Below are 15,328 nucleotides of genomic sequence, written 5' to 3'. Positions count from 1 at the left end.
CGCGCCCGCCGGGAAGCGGTCCGCGCGCCGTCCGCACCTGCGGCTGGCCGCCGACCCCGAGCAGGTCACCGTCTCGGTGTCCTCGGCGTCCGCGGTGGCCGAGGCGACCGAGCACGAGGAGTGGGTCGACGGCATGCGCGAGCGCGGTGCGGCCGGCCCGGACTCCTGGGAGCCGGTGCCCGTCCCGCTGCCGACCTACGTGACCGCTCCGGTCGCCCCCCGGGTCTCCCGCGGCCTCGACCTGTCGGCTCCCGGCACCTGGACCGCGGGCCGCCCCGCCGAGTCCCGCAAGACCCCGCTGTTCGACCAGTACGCCGAGCCGCAGGCTCCCGAGTCGCGCCCGCGCGCGGCCAACGAATGAGGGCCGGCCGCCCCCCGACCAGCAGCGCGATCGGGGGGTGGTCACGGACCACCTTCGAAAGGTGCTAGAGTTTCTTCTCGTTGGGGCTGTGGCGCAGTCCGGTAGCGCACCTCGTTCGCATCGAGGGGGTCAGGGGTTCGAATCCCCTCAGCTCCACCCGACAGGCCGGCTCAGCCGGTCGACGAAATCCCCCCGGGAGGCAACTCCCGGGGGGATTTCGCGTTTTGGGAGCCGGGCCGGGCGGCGGGGGCGATTCCGGGGTGGTCGCGGGTGGCCGCGGTCGGCTGTGGGGGAGGTCACACCACCCTTCCGGGTTCGATTCTGACGCCGTTTGGGCTCCAGGGGGGCCGGTCGCGGCGGGCGGGCCCGGAGGCTGGCGAGGAGACGATCCGGTCCATCTCGACGGGGTGCCAGCGCGGTGCGCGAGTTCGGTCTGAAGCGGTGGGCACGGCGGTCGGGCCCGGAGGGGTCCGGCGGCGCCGCGGGAGCCGGCGGGCCGAGTTCCCGGACCCTCCCCGCGGTCTGCGTGGCAGCCGTGTCACTGGCGGTGTTCGCCTGGTTCCGGCACACCCTCGGAGCCTCCATGGTCGACATGCTGGTCTACCGGGCCGAGGGCGGGGCCGTCGTCCGCGGCGAGGACCTGTACGCGATGCGGCTGCCCGGCTGGGACCTGCCGGCCACCTACCCGCCGTTCGCCGCGCTGCTCTTCGTGCCGAGCACCTGGTTCGACGTGAGCACCCTGCGGGTCCTGGTGATGCTCCTCAACTACGCGCTGCTCGCGACGGCCGTCCACCTGTCGCTCGACCTGGCCGGCCGGCCGAGGCGGCACCGCGCGGCCGTGGTGGTCCTGGCGACCGGCCTCGGCATCTGGCTGGAGCCGGTCTTCACCACCTTCCGGTACGGCCAGGTCAACCTCGGCATCCTCTGCCTGGTCCTGTGGGACCTGACCCGCCCGGACCGCGACCGCTGCAAGGGCGTGGGCATCGGCCTGGCCGCCGCCGTCAAGATCACTCCCGGCCTGTTCGCCGTCTACCTGCTCCTGACCGGCCGGGTCCGGGCAGCCCTGGTCTCGGCCGGCACCTTCCTGGCGGCCGGCCTGACCGGCTGGGCCGTGCTGCCGGACGCCTCGTACGGGTTCTGGACCGGCTACCTCTGGGACCCGGGCCGGGTCGGCTCGACCGTCCTGGTGGACAACCAGTCGCTGCGCGGAGCCGTCTGCCGGCTGCTCGACGCCGGTGACCCCGGGCTGGTCGGGCTCGTCGCCCCGGCGCTGGCCGGGACGCTCGGGCTCGGGGTGGCGGTGACGGCCGGACGCTCGGCGCGGGTGCTGCGCAGGGCCGACGCCTGGGGGGCGGTCTGCGCCGCGCTCACCGCGCTGCTGGTCTCGCCGATCAGCTGGACCCACCACTGGGTCTGGTGCGTCCCGCTCATCGCCCTGCTGGCGTCGGAGGCCGGGAGCAGGGCCCGACAGGTGCTGTTCGGCCTGACCGTGCTGGTGTTCCTCTCCCACGCCATGTGGAGGGTGCCGTCCTCCATGCGGTGGGGCCGTGGGGTCGCCTGGTACTGGCAGCTGCCCGGCGCGGTCTACCCGTCGATCGCGATCGCCGTCCTGGCGGTCCTGGGCGTGCGGCTGTACCGGGCCAGGCGGCCGGCCGTGGACGGCGCCGGCGGCGGGGCCGGGGTGCTGTCGGCCGCCGGGCCGGGCCGCGATCCCGCGCTGACGGCCGGCCCGGGGCCGGGTGGGTCCGGACATGCGGGAGGGCCGGCCGGAACGACGTCCGGCCGGCCCTCCCGAGTGCCTCAGGGGCGGTCCGAGCCCGTGTAGCTGCCGCTCTGGTGGGCGCCCTGGGCCGGGACGGCGCCGTAGCGGCCCGGCCGCTGCCCGCGCGGGTGGCGGGTCAGGTTGTAGCCGAGGACGCCGGCCAGCGCGGCCAGGAAGCCGCCGCCGATCGTCCAGTACCAGCGGCTGTTCCAGCCGGAGAACCAGCCGGTGTACCAGTGCTCCTCCGGTGCCACCGGGGCGGCCGCCTTGGCGGTGCTCGCCCCGCCGCCGGCCGGCGGGACCAGCGGGGCCTTCAGCTCCCCGCCCTCCGGCTGGGCGTTGTCGGCGTCGCCCTTGGCCGTGACGTGCAGCCGGACCGAGGAGGCCAGACCGAGGTCGGGCTGCGGGACGTCGTTGACCGACAGCCGCACGTAGTAGGTGCCGGGCAGCGGGTCGCCGGACCACGGCTCGGCCCAGGTGCGGACCTCGCGCAGGGTGCAGTTCAGCGCCAGGGTGCCGGCGCTCTGGTCGGCGGTGGCGTTCTGGGTGCCCGCCGTGCACGACTGGCGGCGGCGCAGCCCGTCGAAGACCTCGACGGACCAGGTCTGCGGGCCGTGCCGGTCGGCGGCCGGGGCCAGGTTGACGGTCAGGCCGACCGTCGGGGTCTGGCCCTCGGAGGCGCCGAACGCCCAGTACAGGTAGTCACCGGTGGAGACGGAGACGTTGGCGTCCTGGCCGGGGGACAGGTTGACCGCGGTCAGGAAGGAGGTGCCGGCCTTGGTGGCCGGGGCCGGGGTGCCGTTCGCGCCGGCCGTGGGGGACGGCGAGGCGGCCGAGGCGGCCGGCGTGCCCAGGGCGAGCGCGGGCAGCAGGGCGAGGGCGGCGAGGGCGCCGCGAAGCGTCGTACGCATGGTCAGTTCTCCCGCCAGACGCTGATCCGCCAGCGTGCGATCCAGCCGAAGAGCAGGCCGAAGGCCAGACCGGCCAGGGTGAGGGTGAGCAGCAGGATCCAGCCGCGGCCCAGGCCCATCGCGGCGCCCTCGGGCGCGGGCGAGGCGGAGGCCAGGTCGACGGTCAGCTCCAGCGGCAGGCCGGGGTCGGCCTGGACGCCGGCCTGCGGGGCCAGCGAGTTGCTGACGACCAGGCAGACGGTGGTCTCCGGCTTCTCCTTGGAGTCCTTCGAGGCGGTGGGGCTCGCGGTGACGTAGCCCTTGGAGTCGTCGGTGGACCAGCGCAGGCCGGTGGAGGCCACGTCGGTGCGGCCGCTGCCGGCGTCGGTGCCGCGGACCAGTTCCTGCCCGGTCGCGCTGGTGGCCTGGAGCAGCACTCCGTAGTCCCTGGCCACCGGGCGGTCGAGGGCGACGCTGACGGAGGCGCGCAGCTCCTGGCCGGACTTGACCGGGACCTTGTAGACGCGGTGCTCGGAGAACTTCTCGCGGTCGGTGTAGACGCCGGGGGCGAGCACGGGGGCGTTCTCGCACTTGTCGGTGCCGGCGGTCTTGACCGGGGCCACCGTGTAGGTGTCGTTGGAGCGGTCGACCAGCTGCTTCACCTTGTCGGTGAGCTGCTCCTGGGTGCGGACGTCGGTGTAGGTGCCGCCGGTCGCGTTGGCGATGCAGAGCAGCTGCTGGCGGGTCTTGTCGTCGTGGGCCAGGCCCAGGGTGTCGACCACCAGGTGGATGCCCTGGGAGGCGAGCTCGCGGGCGACGTCACAGGGGTCGGGCGGGGTGCAGGTGTCCTCGCCGTCGGTGATCAGCACCACCCGGCGGGTGGTCTCGCCCTTGCCGAGGTCCTGGGCGGCGCCGCGCAGGGCCAGGCCGATCGGGGTGAAGCCGGTGGGCCGCAGGGTGGCGACGGCGGTCTTGGCCTCGACCTTGTCGGTTTTGCCGACCGGGTAGAGCTGCTTGGTGTCAAGGCAGCCCTGGGCCTTGTCGTTGCCGGGGTAGGTCGCGCCGAGGGTGCGGATGCCGAACTCGGTCTCCGCGGGCAGCGCGTCGATCACCTCGTTCAGCGACTGCTGGGCCACCGAGATGCGGCTCTTGCCCTGGATGTCGGCCTCGCGCATGGAGCCGCTGACGTCCAGGACGAGATCGACCCGGGGGGCCTCCCTGGGCGCGGTGGCGGCGCCGGCTGATGGTTCGTCGGCGTGGGCGGGCAGGCCGAGGAGCAGCGAGGCTCCCGTTATCGCCAGGGCCGCCAGCAGGCTGCCGAGCCTGGTCTGTGGTCGTCGTCCGGTAGTCACCCGCCGATCCTAGGGATCATCAGTTCGCCGTGGCGAAACGAGCCCGGATCGTGCCCCGGCCGGCTCGGGCGTGAACTCCGGCGCGTGAAGGGGGAGTCGATGCTCACAGCGGTCTTACCCGGGCTGGATAGCCTGCTGGGGGCAACGGGCCGGAGCGGGGGCGTGATGGAGCTGACAGCCGTCGGGAAACGGTACGGGCGGGGCGGGAAATGGATCCTGCGCGGGGTCGACCTGGCCGTCGGGCCGGGTGAGTTGGTGCGGATCGCCGGGCGGAACGGGAGCGGCAAGTCGACGCTGCTGCGGCTGGCCGCCGGGATCGAGCGGCCGAGCACGGGCCGGGTGGTGCGGCCCGGAGCGACGGCGTACGTGCCCGAGCGTTTCCCGCCCGCGCTGCCGTTCGACGCCGCCTCCTACCTGCTGCGGGTGGGCCGGGTGCACGGGCTGTCGGCGGAGCGGGCCCGGCAGCGGGCGGGGGAGTGGCTGGACCGGTTCGGCATCGCGGACCGGGCGGGCACGCCGCTGAGCCGGCTGTCGAAGGGCACCTGCCAGAAGGTCGCGGTCGCCCAGGCGCTGCTCCCCGAGGCGCGGGTGCTGCTGCTGGACGAGGCCTGGACCGGGCTGGACCCGGAGGCCAGGGCGGTGCTGGACGAGGCGGCCGCCGAGCGGGCGGCGGCGGGCGGCACGGTGCTGTTCGTCGACCACGACCCGGCCCGGCTGGCCGGGCTGACCAGCGCCGCCTACCTGGTCGGCACGGACGGCGCGGTGCGGCCCGTCGAGGCGCGGGCGGCGGAGCCGGTGCCGGACGGCGGACCGGTGATGGAGATCGAGGTGGACGTCCCCGACGGTGCCCCGCTGTCCGCGCCGCTGCCGGGGGCGCCGGAGGTCACCGCGCTGGCCGGGACGGCGGTGCGGCTGGTGGTGCCGGCCGCGCACTCCGACGCGATGCTGCGCCGGCTGCTGCTGGGCCGCCCGTCCGTCCGGGTGCTGGCGGTGCGCCGGCTCGGGGAGGGGGAGCGGTGATGGCGCGGATCGGCGCGCTGACCCGGTACCACCTGGAGCTCTTGCTGCGTTCGCACGCCTGGCTGCCGCCGTTCCTGGCGTACGCGCTGCTGATGGTGGTCGGGGTGGCGGCGGGCGACCCGCTGCTGGGCAGCCTCGGCCTCGGCGCGGGGGCGCTGCTGCCGGTGAGTGCCTGGTACGTGCGCAGCGTGCTGGGTGCGGAGCCGCCGGCCTCGCGGGCCTGTCTGGTGGCGGCGGCGGGCCCGGTCCGGGTGCACCTGGGCGCGCTGCTGGCGGCGCTGCCCGAGGCGTACCACGCGGGCGTGGACGACGTGCTGCTGTCCGGGCTCACCGCGGCGCTGGACGAGTGGCTGCGGGCGCGCGGGCGGCCGGTCCCGGACGGCTTCCTGATCGACCGGGAGGCGCACGGCCGGGTGCCGCTGGACGAGTCCATGGACCTGACCCGGACCGTGGGCTGGTTCACCGCCGTCCACCCGGTGTGGCTGGAGACCGGGCCGGTCGACCCGGCCGAGGTGCGGGCGGGCGGCGAGGACGCGGCGCGGCTGATCAAGCGGGTCAAGGAGCAGCTGCGGCAGCGGCCCGGTGACGGTCTGGGCTTCGGCCTGCTCCGGTACCTGAACCCGGCGACGTCCGCGGTGCTGGAGCCCCTCGCGGCGCCGCAGATCGGGTTCAACTACCTGGGCCGGTTCGGTGGTTCGGGACCGGATGCGGACGCCGGGGGCGGCGGCGGGCCGGTGCCGGCGGGGGCCGGGCGCGGTGGTGCGCGGCCGTGGACGCCGGCGGCCGGGCACGGGTCGCCCGAGGGCGGTGTCGACGCCTCGATGCCGCTGCGGCACGTGCTGGAGATCAACGGTGCGGCGCGGGACCTGCCGGAGGGCCCGGAGCTGCGCTTCGTCCTGGAGTCTCCCCGTGGGCTGCTCACCGGGGAGGAGCTCGGCGACCTCGCCGAGCGTTGGCAGGCCGTGCTCGAAGGCCTGGTCCGGCACGCCTCCGAGGGCCCCGGAGGTCACACCCCGTCGGACTTCTCGCTGATCTCGCTCGGTCAGGAGGACATCGACGAGTTCGAATCCGCCTTCGGCGGCGCGGCCGGCGACTGACCCGGCCCCGGCGCGCTCCGGAGCGGAGCGGGGTGGAGTTCTCCCGGCCCGGCCAGGCCCGACGACGGGCCGGACCGGGAGAACGGGCGTTCAGGCGGCGGGCGGTGTCAGCGCCCGCGCCACACCGGGTCGCGCTTGTCCGCGAAGGCGCGCGGCCCCTCCCTGGCGTCCTCGCTGGCGCGGCGGACCTGTTCCCATCGGTAGCGGGTGGTGAAGGCCTGGTCCAGCGGCAGGTCCAGCGAGCGCATCACGGCCTCCTTCAGCGCGCGTTGCGACAGCGGTGCGCAGCGCAGCAGGTCGGCGCTCCAGCGTTCGACGCACTCGTCCAGCCGGTCGTCCGGGGCGACCTCGTTGACCAGGCCGAAGGCCAGGGCCTGGTCCGCCGTCATCCGGCGTCCGGTGAGCAGGTGGCCCATCGCGGCCTTGAGCGGGATCTGCCGGGCCAGCCGGAAGGCGCCGCCCGCGCCGGGGACCAGTCCGAGGGTGGCTTCGGGCAGGGCGAAGACGGCGCTCTGCGCGGCGATCACCAGGTCGCAGGCGAGGACCAGTTCGAAGCCGCCGCCGAGGGCGTAGCCGCAGACCCGGGCCAGGACGGGTTTGGACAGGGAGAAGCGTTCGGTCAGCCGGGGCCAGCCGGGCAGGCCGCGCGAGCCGAAGGTGGTGGGTTCGGCGCCCTCGCGGTCGAGGCGGGCGCGTTCGGTGAGGTCCTGGCCGACGGAGAAGGCGCGGTCGCCGGCGCCGGTGAGCACGACCAGCCGTACCCGGTCGTCGCGTTCGACCTCGTCCCAGACGGCGCCGAGTTCGGCGTGCATCCGCAGGTCCATGGCGTTGAGCACCCGGGGCCGGTTCAGGGTCACCCGCGCGACGTGCCCGGCCCGTTCGTAGAGCACGGGCCGGTCCGCCTCGGCTTCGTCGTTCACGGGGTCCACGCGGGCAGGCTACCGGTGGGTGCGGGCGGTTGCGCGGATGTCCGTGCCGTGGTCCCGACGGTGTGGCGGGGATGCTCCTATAGATGTCAGCCGTCGCTGCCGATCGAGCAGTTGGCGTCGGGGGCGTGGCCGAGTGGCCAGGCGAGGGTGTCCAGGACGGCGTTCCTGGTGGCCGGGTCGAGGTGGACGATGGGCACGGCCTTGTTGTAGGGGTTGCCGTACTGGTCGAGGCAGATCCAGCCGCTCGCGCCGTCGACCCGGTTGCCGCCGTGCAGCCGTCGCCAGCTCTGGACGACGTCGTCGGTCGAGGGCGTCTTCACGTCCCCCACCGTCTGGTTGCGGATGCCCGCGACGGCGGTGGAGACCGAGTCGTAGGTGATGATCACGCGGCCGTCGCGGAGGTCGGCGGGGCCGATCGCGTCGGGGGCCTTGGTGTCGGGCCTGCCGAGCAGGTCGGCCAGTTCCTTCGAGGCGTCCTTGGAGCCGCCGGTGGCCGCGGTGCTCCCTTCCCCCCAGCTGTCGGGGTGGGCGAGGGCGGTGTAGCGCACGGTGATGCCGGCCCCCGTGGTGAGGGCGTCCCACTTGTCGGCGAACTTCGCGTCGACCATCAGGGTGGAGGCGTGCGAGCCGGTGATGACCGTGTAGGGCTTGTTGCACTTCCGGTTGCCCAGTTCGACCAGGAACTGGCGCAGTTGCACCGGGCGGCCGGCGAAGTAGAGGGTCGTGGCGGCGGAGGTGCAGATGCTCGGCACCATCTGGTGGAAGTTGTTGGCGAGGTTGCCCTCGTCGTTGAAGTCGGGCGGCGACTGGTAGGTCTCCGGGGCGTTGGGGGCGCCCTTGGTGAGCTTCTCGAAGACCTGGCGCAGGGTGGCGAGGTAGTTGTCGTTGTCCCGGGTGTCCTCGATCACCAGGGACTCCTCGGGTTTGATGTTCGCCCCGTACGAGCTGAGGGCGCCCGCCTGGTCGGAGTTTCCGGGGGCGATGCGGACCAGTCCCGGGTAGCGGCGCGGGTCGGCGGCGGTGTTCTTGATGTCGTCCGCGGTCATCGGGCCGGCGACGACCGGGATGTGCTTGTCCGCGGTGAGGTAGCGCACGGCCTCCTCGGTCTCGGTGATGCTGATGTTGATGCCCGCGACGGCCCGCAGGTTCTGCCCGTCGTCGGTCGCGGCCCGGGCCAGCTGGTCGGCGACGGTGCGCCACTCCTTGTAGCCGCGGCCGGGGTTGGCCAGCACCAGCCGGATCGGGGGCTGCCGCTTGTTGCTGTTCCCGTCGTCGTTGGCCCAGTGCTGGGCCAGGTAGGCGCCCTGCACCTGTTCGACCAGTTCGCGGCGCTCGGCGGGGGCGTCGGAGGTCATGGGGATCATCAGCGCGACGGTGACGGGCGAGCTGCCGGCCACCCGGTCGTTCTCGGCCTTGATGCGGGCGGTGACCTGCCGCAGTTCGTCGGTGAAGACGTAGGCGCCGTCGGTGACGCCGACGCACTCGTGCTGCGGTCCGCGCTCGGTCACGCCGGGGGCGCAGGACGGGTCGTCGGCGATCCCGTACTCGTATCCCAGGTAGCCGCCGGCGGTCAGGACGGCGACGGCCAGGGTGATCACCAGCGCGCGGTTCAGGGGCCCGGACGGCAGGACCCTCCTCGGCACCGTTCTCCTCGGCGCCACTCTCCTCGGTGAGAGTCTCCTCGGTGACAGTCTCATCGGCGGCAGTCTCCTCAGATCGGGAGGTGGGGGGCCTGGATCCAGCGCCGCAGCAGCTGCGGCCAGGTCTCGTACGCCCGGAAGAACACCGTCTGGTCGGCGGGCCCGCTGTGCTGGGCGAGGGTGAGCAGCTGGAGCTGGACGCTGTCGATCAGGCGCGGGTCGGGTGGGGCGAGCGGGTGCGACTGGCGCCACAGGCCGTACACGAGGAGTTCGACCGCCTGGTGCACGGGGCTGTTCGCCCCGCCGCAGGCCGGGCAGTCCTCGGGCCGGGCGGCGGTGACGGCCAGGTTGCCGGGCGGCTGCGGTGCGGCGCAGACCAGGTTGAGGGTGGCGAGCCAGGTGGCCGCGTCCTGGCGGGCCAGGCGCCGGTGGAGGGTGCGCACGACGATGCCGGTGTCGAGGACCGCGAGCGAGTGGTGCAGGGAGCGGTCGTCGGGCTCGGCGGTGCCCGGGTGGGCGTAGCGCTCGCGCAGGGTCGCGTGGATGTCGTGCCAGGGCCCGGCGCCGGGGGCGGCGGCGAGGCGGCTGACCAGGTGGTGGACGAGCAGGGCGCGCAGGGTGGGGTCGCCGACGAAGGGTGCTCCGCCGCCCGGCCACGGGCGGGCGCCCCAGCGGTCGCGTTCCAGCAGCTGTCTGGTCTCCTGGACGCGCAGCGCCCCGTCGTCGCCGGGCGGGTAGCGGGTGCCGAGCGCGTAGGCGGCCTCGTAGTCCAGGGCCGGGGCGAAGTGGGCCAGGCGGGCCCGGGCGGTGTCGGCGGGGACGAGCAGGCGCAGCAGCCGCTCGTGGACCGGGGTGCCGGGTTCGTCCTCGGCGGGCAGGTCGAGCAGGGTGCGGGGGGCGGGGTCCTGTCCGAGGCGGATCGAGCGCCGGGCGGCCTGGACCAGGCCGTGGGCGATGCCGGCCCGTCCGGCGCCGAGGCGGTGGATCAGCTGGACGGTGCCGGGCTCGGGGTGGTCGGTGCCGAACATCCGCCGGACCTCGTCGAGGGTCAGCGGGGCCAGGGGCAGTCGCAGGGTCCAGCCGTCCGCGGTCTGCGGCCGGTCCGCCCGCCAGAACGGGCCGGTGGCGTCGCGGGTCGACGCGGTGGGGTGCGCGGGGTCGGTGATGGCCGGTTCGGTGGCCAGGGCGGTGGCGAGCACGCCGGGTCTGGTGCGGACGCCCTCCTCGTGCCAGACCCTGGTCAGGGTGTCCAGGACGGGGCGGCCGAGCGGGGTGTGGGCGTTGTCGAGGAGCAGCAGCGGGCGCGGCAGCCGGTTCCTCAGCCGCACCCAGGTGTAGTGGTCGTCGATGTCGGCCAGGAGGGCGGCCATCAGGTGCCGCTCGGCGGACTCGCGGTCCTGGGCGCCGCCGCGGAAGCCGCGGGCCAGTTCGGAGAGCTGGACGCGGGCCTCGCCCTGGGCGCTGACCCGCCGTTCGGCCCACCAGCGCAGGCCGCTCTGGTTGGCGCGGGCGCCGAGCAGTTCGGTGGCGACGATGTCGGCGAGCGAGGCGACGAGTTCGTTGACCCCGGCGCCCAGCCCGGCCGCGGCGCCCAGGTTCGGGGCGACCTGCCGGATCCAGCGCGCCACCTTGTCCCGGCGCACCTGGGCGTCGGGCTGGCTCTCGCGCAGCAGGCTCTCCAGGCGCCGGCCGGCGGCCTCCAGTTCGCCGACCCCGACGGCCTGCCAGCTGGTGACGGCGAGCAGGCCCTGGGTGAGCCGGGGGAAGGACAGGCCCCCGCCGAACCTGTTCGCCCGCCGGCTCAGCTCGTAGCGCAGGTGGAAGAGCAGGTCGGAGGCGTGCGAGGCGTTCCTCAGGTGGGGCGCCTCGTTCTCGGCGGGCAGGGCGAGGCCGGGGCGGCCGAAGTCCGCGCGTCCGAGGTCCGCGTACGCCTGCGGCAGGCGTTCGGCGTACCGCTCCTCCAGGCTCTTCAGGAGGGTGGTCCTGCCGGTGAGCCGCCCGCCGGTGCACTCGACCAGCAGCGGGGTCCCGGCCGGGATGCGCAGCCGGTTGCCGCTCCCCGGCTCGGGCCCCACCAGTTCGAGGCCGACCAGCGAGGGAACGACGGCCTCGAACACGGCCGCTCGTCCGTCCAGAAGCACCGCGACCCCCCAGTCCTCCGGCGCGCCGGGAGCCGGTCGCGCCGCATGGAGAATAGGGGAGCCGGCCGGTCCGTCACAGGCGTATCGCCGCAGTCGCCGCCTCGGTTGCCAATTCGTGACGAGCCGTCATGTGCGCCTCCGGCCCCCTGCCTCACCCGGGCCATGACAGGCCGTTCCGGTCATTCGGTGGCCGGATGCGCCCACCGAGGGGGTTTTCCGTGCGGAGACGGCACCCCGGTCGCGGAGTCCTGTCACGATGCCTTCACAGCAATGTGACATGTCACAGTGCTCCCGGTGAACCGCCGGGAGCACGGACGAGGGAGGGACCAACCTTGAACCGCCTCACAGCCGTTCTCGCCGGCACCGCCGCCCTGGCGGCACTGACCGGCGTCCAGACCGCTTCCGCCGCCCCCGCGCCCACCGCCCGTACGGCGGGCACGACCGTCTGCGGGAGCCCGGGCGCGCCGAACCACCTCACGGTCAGAGCCTGCGTCAACTGGACCGGGAACCAGGTGTACGCGTTCGGACGGGCCACTCCGTCCGGCTCGTCCTGGCTGGACCAGCCGGTCTCCTTCCGGCTGAGCACGACGGGCGTCACCAGCCCGCCGCTGGCCACCATCACCCCGACCGTCGTGATCCCGGCCGGCGGGAGCGAGGTCGGCGGCATCACGGGCACCGTGCCCTGCGGCACGACCGTGACCGCCCAGTTCAGCATCGAGCAGCCCGGCTGGTCACCGTCGACCTCGACCGTCTCGGCGGTCGTGACCTGCTGAGACCGTGACCCGCTGAACTGCTGACCCGCCGGGCCCGGCCGTCGACGACCGGGCCCGGCGGCGAGGCCTCCGGCGCGGGGCCCGCTCAGGACAGGAACACGATGATGACCGCGAACAGCCCGACGACGATGCCCAGGACGATGACGGCCATCATGCCCCCGACCACGCCGACCACCAGGGACTCACCCTCGGGAGCCCGGCCGCGCCACGCACCGACCAGCAGCCACCCGGCCGGCACGGCGCCCAGGGTGAGGATCAGGCCCGCACCGATGCCGAACTTCATGGCGGGCGCCGTCGACGGCTCGTAGGCCTTGCCCCGCGCCAGCCGCACGGACAGCCGGGTGCCGGGCCGGTGCTTCTTGACCGCGCCCCGCACCACGATCGGACGGGACTCGTCCGCGGAGGCACCGGCCGGGGTGAACCGCCCCTTGCAGTCGGTGCCGTCGCTGTTGCCCTCACCGTCCTCCACGTCGTAGCACTCCTCCACCACCACCACACCGTCCGGCGGGCCCAGCCCCATGGCCGCGCTCATCCGCTCCGCGGCCAGCCACCAGGCCAGCGCCACCGCCCCGGTCAGGATCGCCACCGCCAGCGCCACCGCCAGCCACCGCGTCGCCGCACGCCACACGTCCGCCTCCCCCGTTCCCGCCACCCCTGACGGAAGGCCCCGCCCGAGACCGGGACCGCCCGGCCCGAGGATGCCAGCGCGACGGCCGGCCCGCAACGCCAGAACCCGCAGCCTTGCGGCTCAACTCCGTTTACAGTAAAGGGTTTTGAAGGAACCGCCCGCGCCACGGCCACCCCGCGGGCGCCTCCCCCGCGACGGCCCCCGCGGCCCCGCCCACGCCGCTTCACCCAGGGCAGAACGCCGGCGCCTTCCCCCCGCGCCGCGGATGCCTAGGGTGGAGGGGTGAGCACTCATGCGCCGAACGAAGCCCGCGTCATCCCCCTGCGCCCGCAGGCCTCGCCGCCCGCGTCCGGCGGCACCGGCCGCACCCCGCAGCGGCCGACGGCCGTCCCGCAGCCGCCCGTACGGCGGGAGCCGCTCTGGCGGGACCTGGTCGGCGACGCGCTGCGGCGCGAACGGCTCGCCCAGGAACGCACGTTGAAGGACGTCTCGGAGGCGGCCCGGATCTCGATGCCGTACCTGTCCGAGCTGGAGCGCGGACGCAAGGAAGCCTCCTCCGAGGTGCTGGCGGCCGCCGCCAGGGCCCTCGGGCTCGGCCTCGGCGACCTGCTCTCGCTCGCCCAGGACGAGCTGGCCCGGTACGCCGTCCCGAGCCGGGTGGGCCGGAGCCGCACGTCGTCCGCGTCGTCCGCGTCGCCCATCGCGCGCTACGACGGCCTCTGCCTCGTGGCCTGACCCGCCCTGCCCCGGCAGACGGCCGGTACGGCGGCGGTGCGCCAACCGCCGTACCGGCCGCCGCGGGTTCAGCCGGACAACTGCCGCCGGCTCAGCACCTCGTCGGCGATCCCGTAGGCGACGGCCTCCTCGGCGGTGAGCACCTTGTCCCGGTCCATGTCCGCGCGCAGCGTCGCCGCGTCGTGCCCGGTGTGCCGCGACAGGACCTCCTCCACCTGCGAGCGGATCCGGACCATCTCCTTGGCCGCGAGGCTCAGGTCGGAGACCGTCCCCTGCCGGCCGCCGCTGGCGGGCTGGCCGAGCAGCACCCGCGCGTGCCGGAGCACGAAGCGCCGCCCCGGGTCCCCGCCGGCCAGCAGCACCGCCGCCGTCGACGCCGCCTGGCCGACGCAGAACGTGGAGATCGGCGCCTGCACGAACGTCATGGTGTCGTAGATCGCCATCAGCGAAGTGAACGATCCGCCGGGCGAGTTGAGGTAGATCGAGATCTCGCGCTCCGGATTCTCCGCCTCCAGGTGCAGGAGCTGCGCGATGACCACGTTGGCGACGCCGTCGTCGATCTCGGTGCCGAGGAAGACGATCCGCTCGTTCAGCAGCCGGCTGAAGACGTCGTAGGACCGCTCGCCCTGCGCGGTGCGCTGGACGACGTAGGGAACCGTGTACGAGCCCATGTCACAGCCCCATCCGTCGGCGGGAGGAGGCCGGGCGGATGTCGGCGACCGACTCCACCACCCGGTCCACGATCCCGTACTCCCTGGCCTGTTCGGCGGTGAACCAGCGGTCCCGGTCGCCGTCGCGCGCGATCGTCTCCTCGCTCTGCCCGGTGTGCTCGGCGGTGATCCGCTCGATGGCCCGCTTGGTGAACTGGAGGTTCTCCGCCTGGATCTCGATGTCCGCGGCGGTGCCGCCGATCCCCGCCGAGGGCTGGTGCATCATGATCCGCGCGTTCGGCAGCGCGAACCGCTTGCCGGGCGAGCCCACCGCGAGCAGGAACTGGCCCATGCTGGCGGCGAAACCCATCGCCAGCGTGGAGACGTCGTTCGGGATGAGCCGCATGGTGTCGTAGACGGCGAGCCCCGCGGTGACCGACCCGCCGGGGCTGTTGATGTACAGGCTGATGTCGGAGCGCGGGTCCTCCGCCGACAGCAGCAACAGCTGCGCGCACACCCGGTTCGCCGACACGTCGTCGACCTGGGTGCCGAGGAGGACGATCCGCTGGGCCAGCAGCTGCGCCGCCAGGTGGTCGTCGAAGGGGCTGGGCGGGGTGTCGCCCTCCCCCGCGCGGGGCGGGGCTGCGGTGAGTGGAGCCATCTGCTCTCCCTGGTCGGGGGCGGAGTTGCCGTCCACCCCACTGTCGCCCCGGGAGGGGCCCCCGATGCCGCCCTTCTGCCCGCCGCAGATTCGCCACGGGCAGAGCCGGCGGCCCGGCGTCGGCGCACGGCGGCCCGGGAGCACCGGGGCTTCCCACCGGTACGTCAGCAGTGGCAGTCCAGGGCGACCAGGATCGTGCCGCCGTCGAGATCGTCCAGGTAGCCGTTGGCGGCCCGGAGGTACGCGTCGCGGGACGGCGCCGCGTCGGCGTCCGTCCAGGTCCCGTCCAGGCGCAGCAGCGCGTGTCCCGGGACGGCCGCCTCCCGGGCGGCGGCCGCGTAACGGTCGCGGGGCTCCGCGAAGCCTCCGTCCCAGTGGGCGAACTCCTCCGTACCGGCGGCGGCCAGACACCTGGGCTGTGCCCGGTGGTCCTGCCGGGCCCGCTCGACCGGGTAGCCGGCCGGGTCGGCGTCGTGCCGGGCCCGGAAGTCCGGCCACGGGCGGGCCGGGGGCAGGCCGTCGACGAGCGCGGTCCACGCTGTGCCCGGTGGTCCTGCCGGGCCCGCTCGACCGGGTAGCCGGCCGGGTCGGCGTCGTGCCGGGCCCGGAAGTCCGGCCACGGGCGGGCCGGGGGCAGGCCGTCGACGAGCGCGGTCCACCGGTCGTGCCGCCCGGCGGCCTGCCGGACC

General features: G+C 74.7%; 14 protein-coding genes, 1 tRNA gene and 1 pseudogene. 7 read left to right on the top strand and 9 right to left on the bottom strand.

The features are described from left to right. The 3 genes and pseudogenes from BU198_RS02375 to BU198_RS02365 form a co-directional block, all read left to right on the top strand. Positions 1 to 361 (top strand): annotated as a pseudogene (locus BU198_RS02375) (hypothetical protein); the annotation flags it as partial. Between the two features lie 82 nt (positions 362 to 443). Next, a tRNA-Ala gene (locus BU198_RS02370) sits at positions 444 to 517 on the top strand. A 370-nt stretch (positions 518 to 887) separates the two neighbouring features. Next, positions 888 to 2,186 carry a glycosyltransferase 87 family protein gene (locus BU198_RS02365; protein WP_317619930.1) on the top strand — a complete coding sequence of 433 codons (1,299 nt, stop codon included), beginning with the start codon at positions 888 to 890 and terminating at the stop codon, positions 2,184 to 2,186. Here BU198_RS02365 and BU198_RS02360 read toward each other — a convergent pair. Then, complete coding sequence (locus BU198_RS02360) at positions 2,162 to 3,034, bottom strand: peptidase (RefSeq protein WP_223243818.1); 873 nt, start codon at positions 3,032 to 3,034, stop codon at positions 2,162 to 2,164. The two genes, BU198_RS02365 and BU198_RS02360, sit on opposite strands and share 25 nt — an antisense overlap. Positions 3,035 to 3,036: 2 nt before the next feature. Continuing rightward, complete coding sequence (locus tag BU198_RS02355; protein WP_188295130.1) at positions 3,037 to 4,365, bottom strand: VWA domain-containing protein; 1,329 nt, start codon at positions 4,363 to 4,365, stop codon at positions 3,037 to 3,039. 165 nt (positions 4,366 to 4,530) lie between these two features. On the opposite strand from BU198_RS02355, the gene BU198_RS02350 reads away from it, so the two are divergent. Together BU198_RS02350 and BU198_RS02345 are read left to right on the top strand one after the other, a co-directional pair. Then, the gene (locus tag BU198_RS02350) at positions 4,531 to 5,385 is read left to right on the top strand and encodes an ATP-binding cassette domain-containing protein (protein ID WP_188295132.1); all 855 of its coding nucleotides are present in this window, start codon (positions 4,531 to 4,533) and stop codon (positions 5,383 to 5,385) included. Continuing rightward, entirely contained in the window at positions 5,385 to 6,482 is a 1,098-nt protein-coding gene (locus tag BU198_RS02345; protein ID WP_188295129.1) for a condensation domain-containing protein, read from the top strand. The genes BU198_RS02350 and BU198_RS02345 overlap by 1 nt, the downstream gene beginning before the upstream one ends. A 107-nt stretch (positions 6,483 to 6,589) precedes the next feature. On the opposite strand, the gene dpgD is transcribed toward BU198_RS02345, so the two are convergent. The 3 genes from dpgD to BU198_RS02330 all read right to left on the bottom strand — a co-directional run bounded on the left by dpgD (position 6,590) and on the right by BU198_RS02330 (position 11,168). Further along, positions 6,590 to 7,411, bottom strand: a complete 822-nt coding sequence (dpgD, locus tag BU198_RS02340; protein WP_317619929.1) for an enoyl-CoA-hydratase DpgD — start codon at positions 7,409 to 7,411, stop codon at positions 6,590 to 6,592. A gap of 86 nt (positions 7,412 to 7,497) precedes the next feature. Next, on the bottom strand, positions 7,498 to 9,054 hold the full coding sequence (locus tag BU198_RS02335; RefSeq protein WP_188295128.1) for a hypothetical protein: 1,557 nt from the start codon (positions 9,052 to 9,054) through the stop codon (positions 7,498 to 7,500). Positions 9,055 to 9,122: 68 nt separating this feature from the next. Continuing rightward, positions 9,123 to 11,168, bottom strand: a complete 2,046-nt coding sequence (locus BU198_RS02330; protein ID WP_188295127.1) for a hypothetical protein — start codon at positions 11,166 to 11,168, stop codon at positions 9,123 to 9,125. 356 nt (positions 11,169 to 11,524) lie between these two features. Between BU198_RS02330 and BU198_RS02325 the strand changes: the two genes are divergently transcribed. Further along, positions 11,525 to 11,965 carry a hypothetical protein gene (locus BU198_RS02325; protein WP_188295126.1) on the top strand — a complete coding sequence of 147 codons (441 nt, stop codon included), beginning with the start codon at positions 11,525 to 11,527 and terminating at the stop codon, positions 11,963 to 11,965. An 85-nt stretch (positions 11,966 to 12,050) separates the two neighbouring features. Here the strand turns inward: BU198_RS02325 and BU198_RS02320 are convergent, their stop codons facing one another. Further along, positions 12,051 to 12,593, bottom strand: coding sequence for a hypothetical protein (locus BU198_RS02320; protein ID WP_188295125.1), 543 nt, complete (start codon positions 12,591 to 12,593; stop codon positions 12,051 to 12,053). 282 nt (positions 12,594 to 12,875) lie between these two features. On the opposite strand from BU198_RS02320, the gene BU198_RS02315 reads away from it, so the two are divergent. Then, positions 12,876 to 13,328 carry a helix-turn-helix domain-containing protein gene (locus BU198_RS02315; protein ID WP_188295124.1) on the top strand — a complete coding sequence of 151 codons (453 nt, stop codon included), beginning with the start codon at positions 12,876 to 12,878 and terminating at the stop codon, positions 13,326 to 13,328. 68 nt (positions 13,329 to 13,396) lie between these two features. On the opposite strand, the gene BU198_RS02310 is transcribed toward BU198_RS02315, so the two are convergent. From BU198_RS02310 to BU198_RS02300, 3 genes are all read right to left on the bottom strand, one after another. Next, the gene (locus tag BU198_RS02310; protein ID WP_188295123.1) at positions 13,397 to 13,999 is read right to left on the bottom strand and encodes a ClpP family protease; all 603 of its coding nucleotides are present in this window, start codon (positions 13,997 to 13,999) and stop codon (positions 13,397 to 13,399) included. Between the two features lies 1 nt (position 14,000). Then, a complete protein-coding gene (locus tag BU198_RS02305; RefSeq protein WP_188295122.1) occupies positions 14,001 to 14,639 on the bottom strand; it encodes an ATP-dependent Clp protease proteolytic subunit in 639 nt (212 codons plus the stop codon). A gap of 164 nt (positions 14,640 to 14,803) precedes the next feature. Beyond that, positions 14,804 to 15,259: a hypothetical protein gene (locus BU198_RS02300; protein WP_188295121.1), complete on the bottom strand. Its 456-nt coding sequence runs from the start codon at positions 15,257 to 15,259 to the stop codon at positions 14,804 to 14,806. Positions 15,260 to 15,328: the final 69 nt, after the last annotated feature.

Source organism: Streptomyces sp. CBMA156, from assembly GCF_014596515.1.
GTDB lineage: Bacteria > Actinomycetota > Actinomycetes > Streptomycetales > Streptomycetaceae > Kitasatospora.
This window is presented reverse-complemented; position numbering and strand designations above follow the sequence as displayed.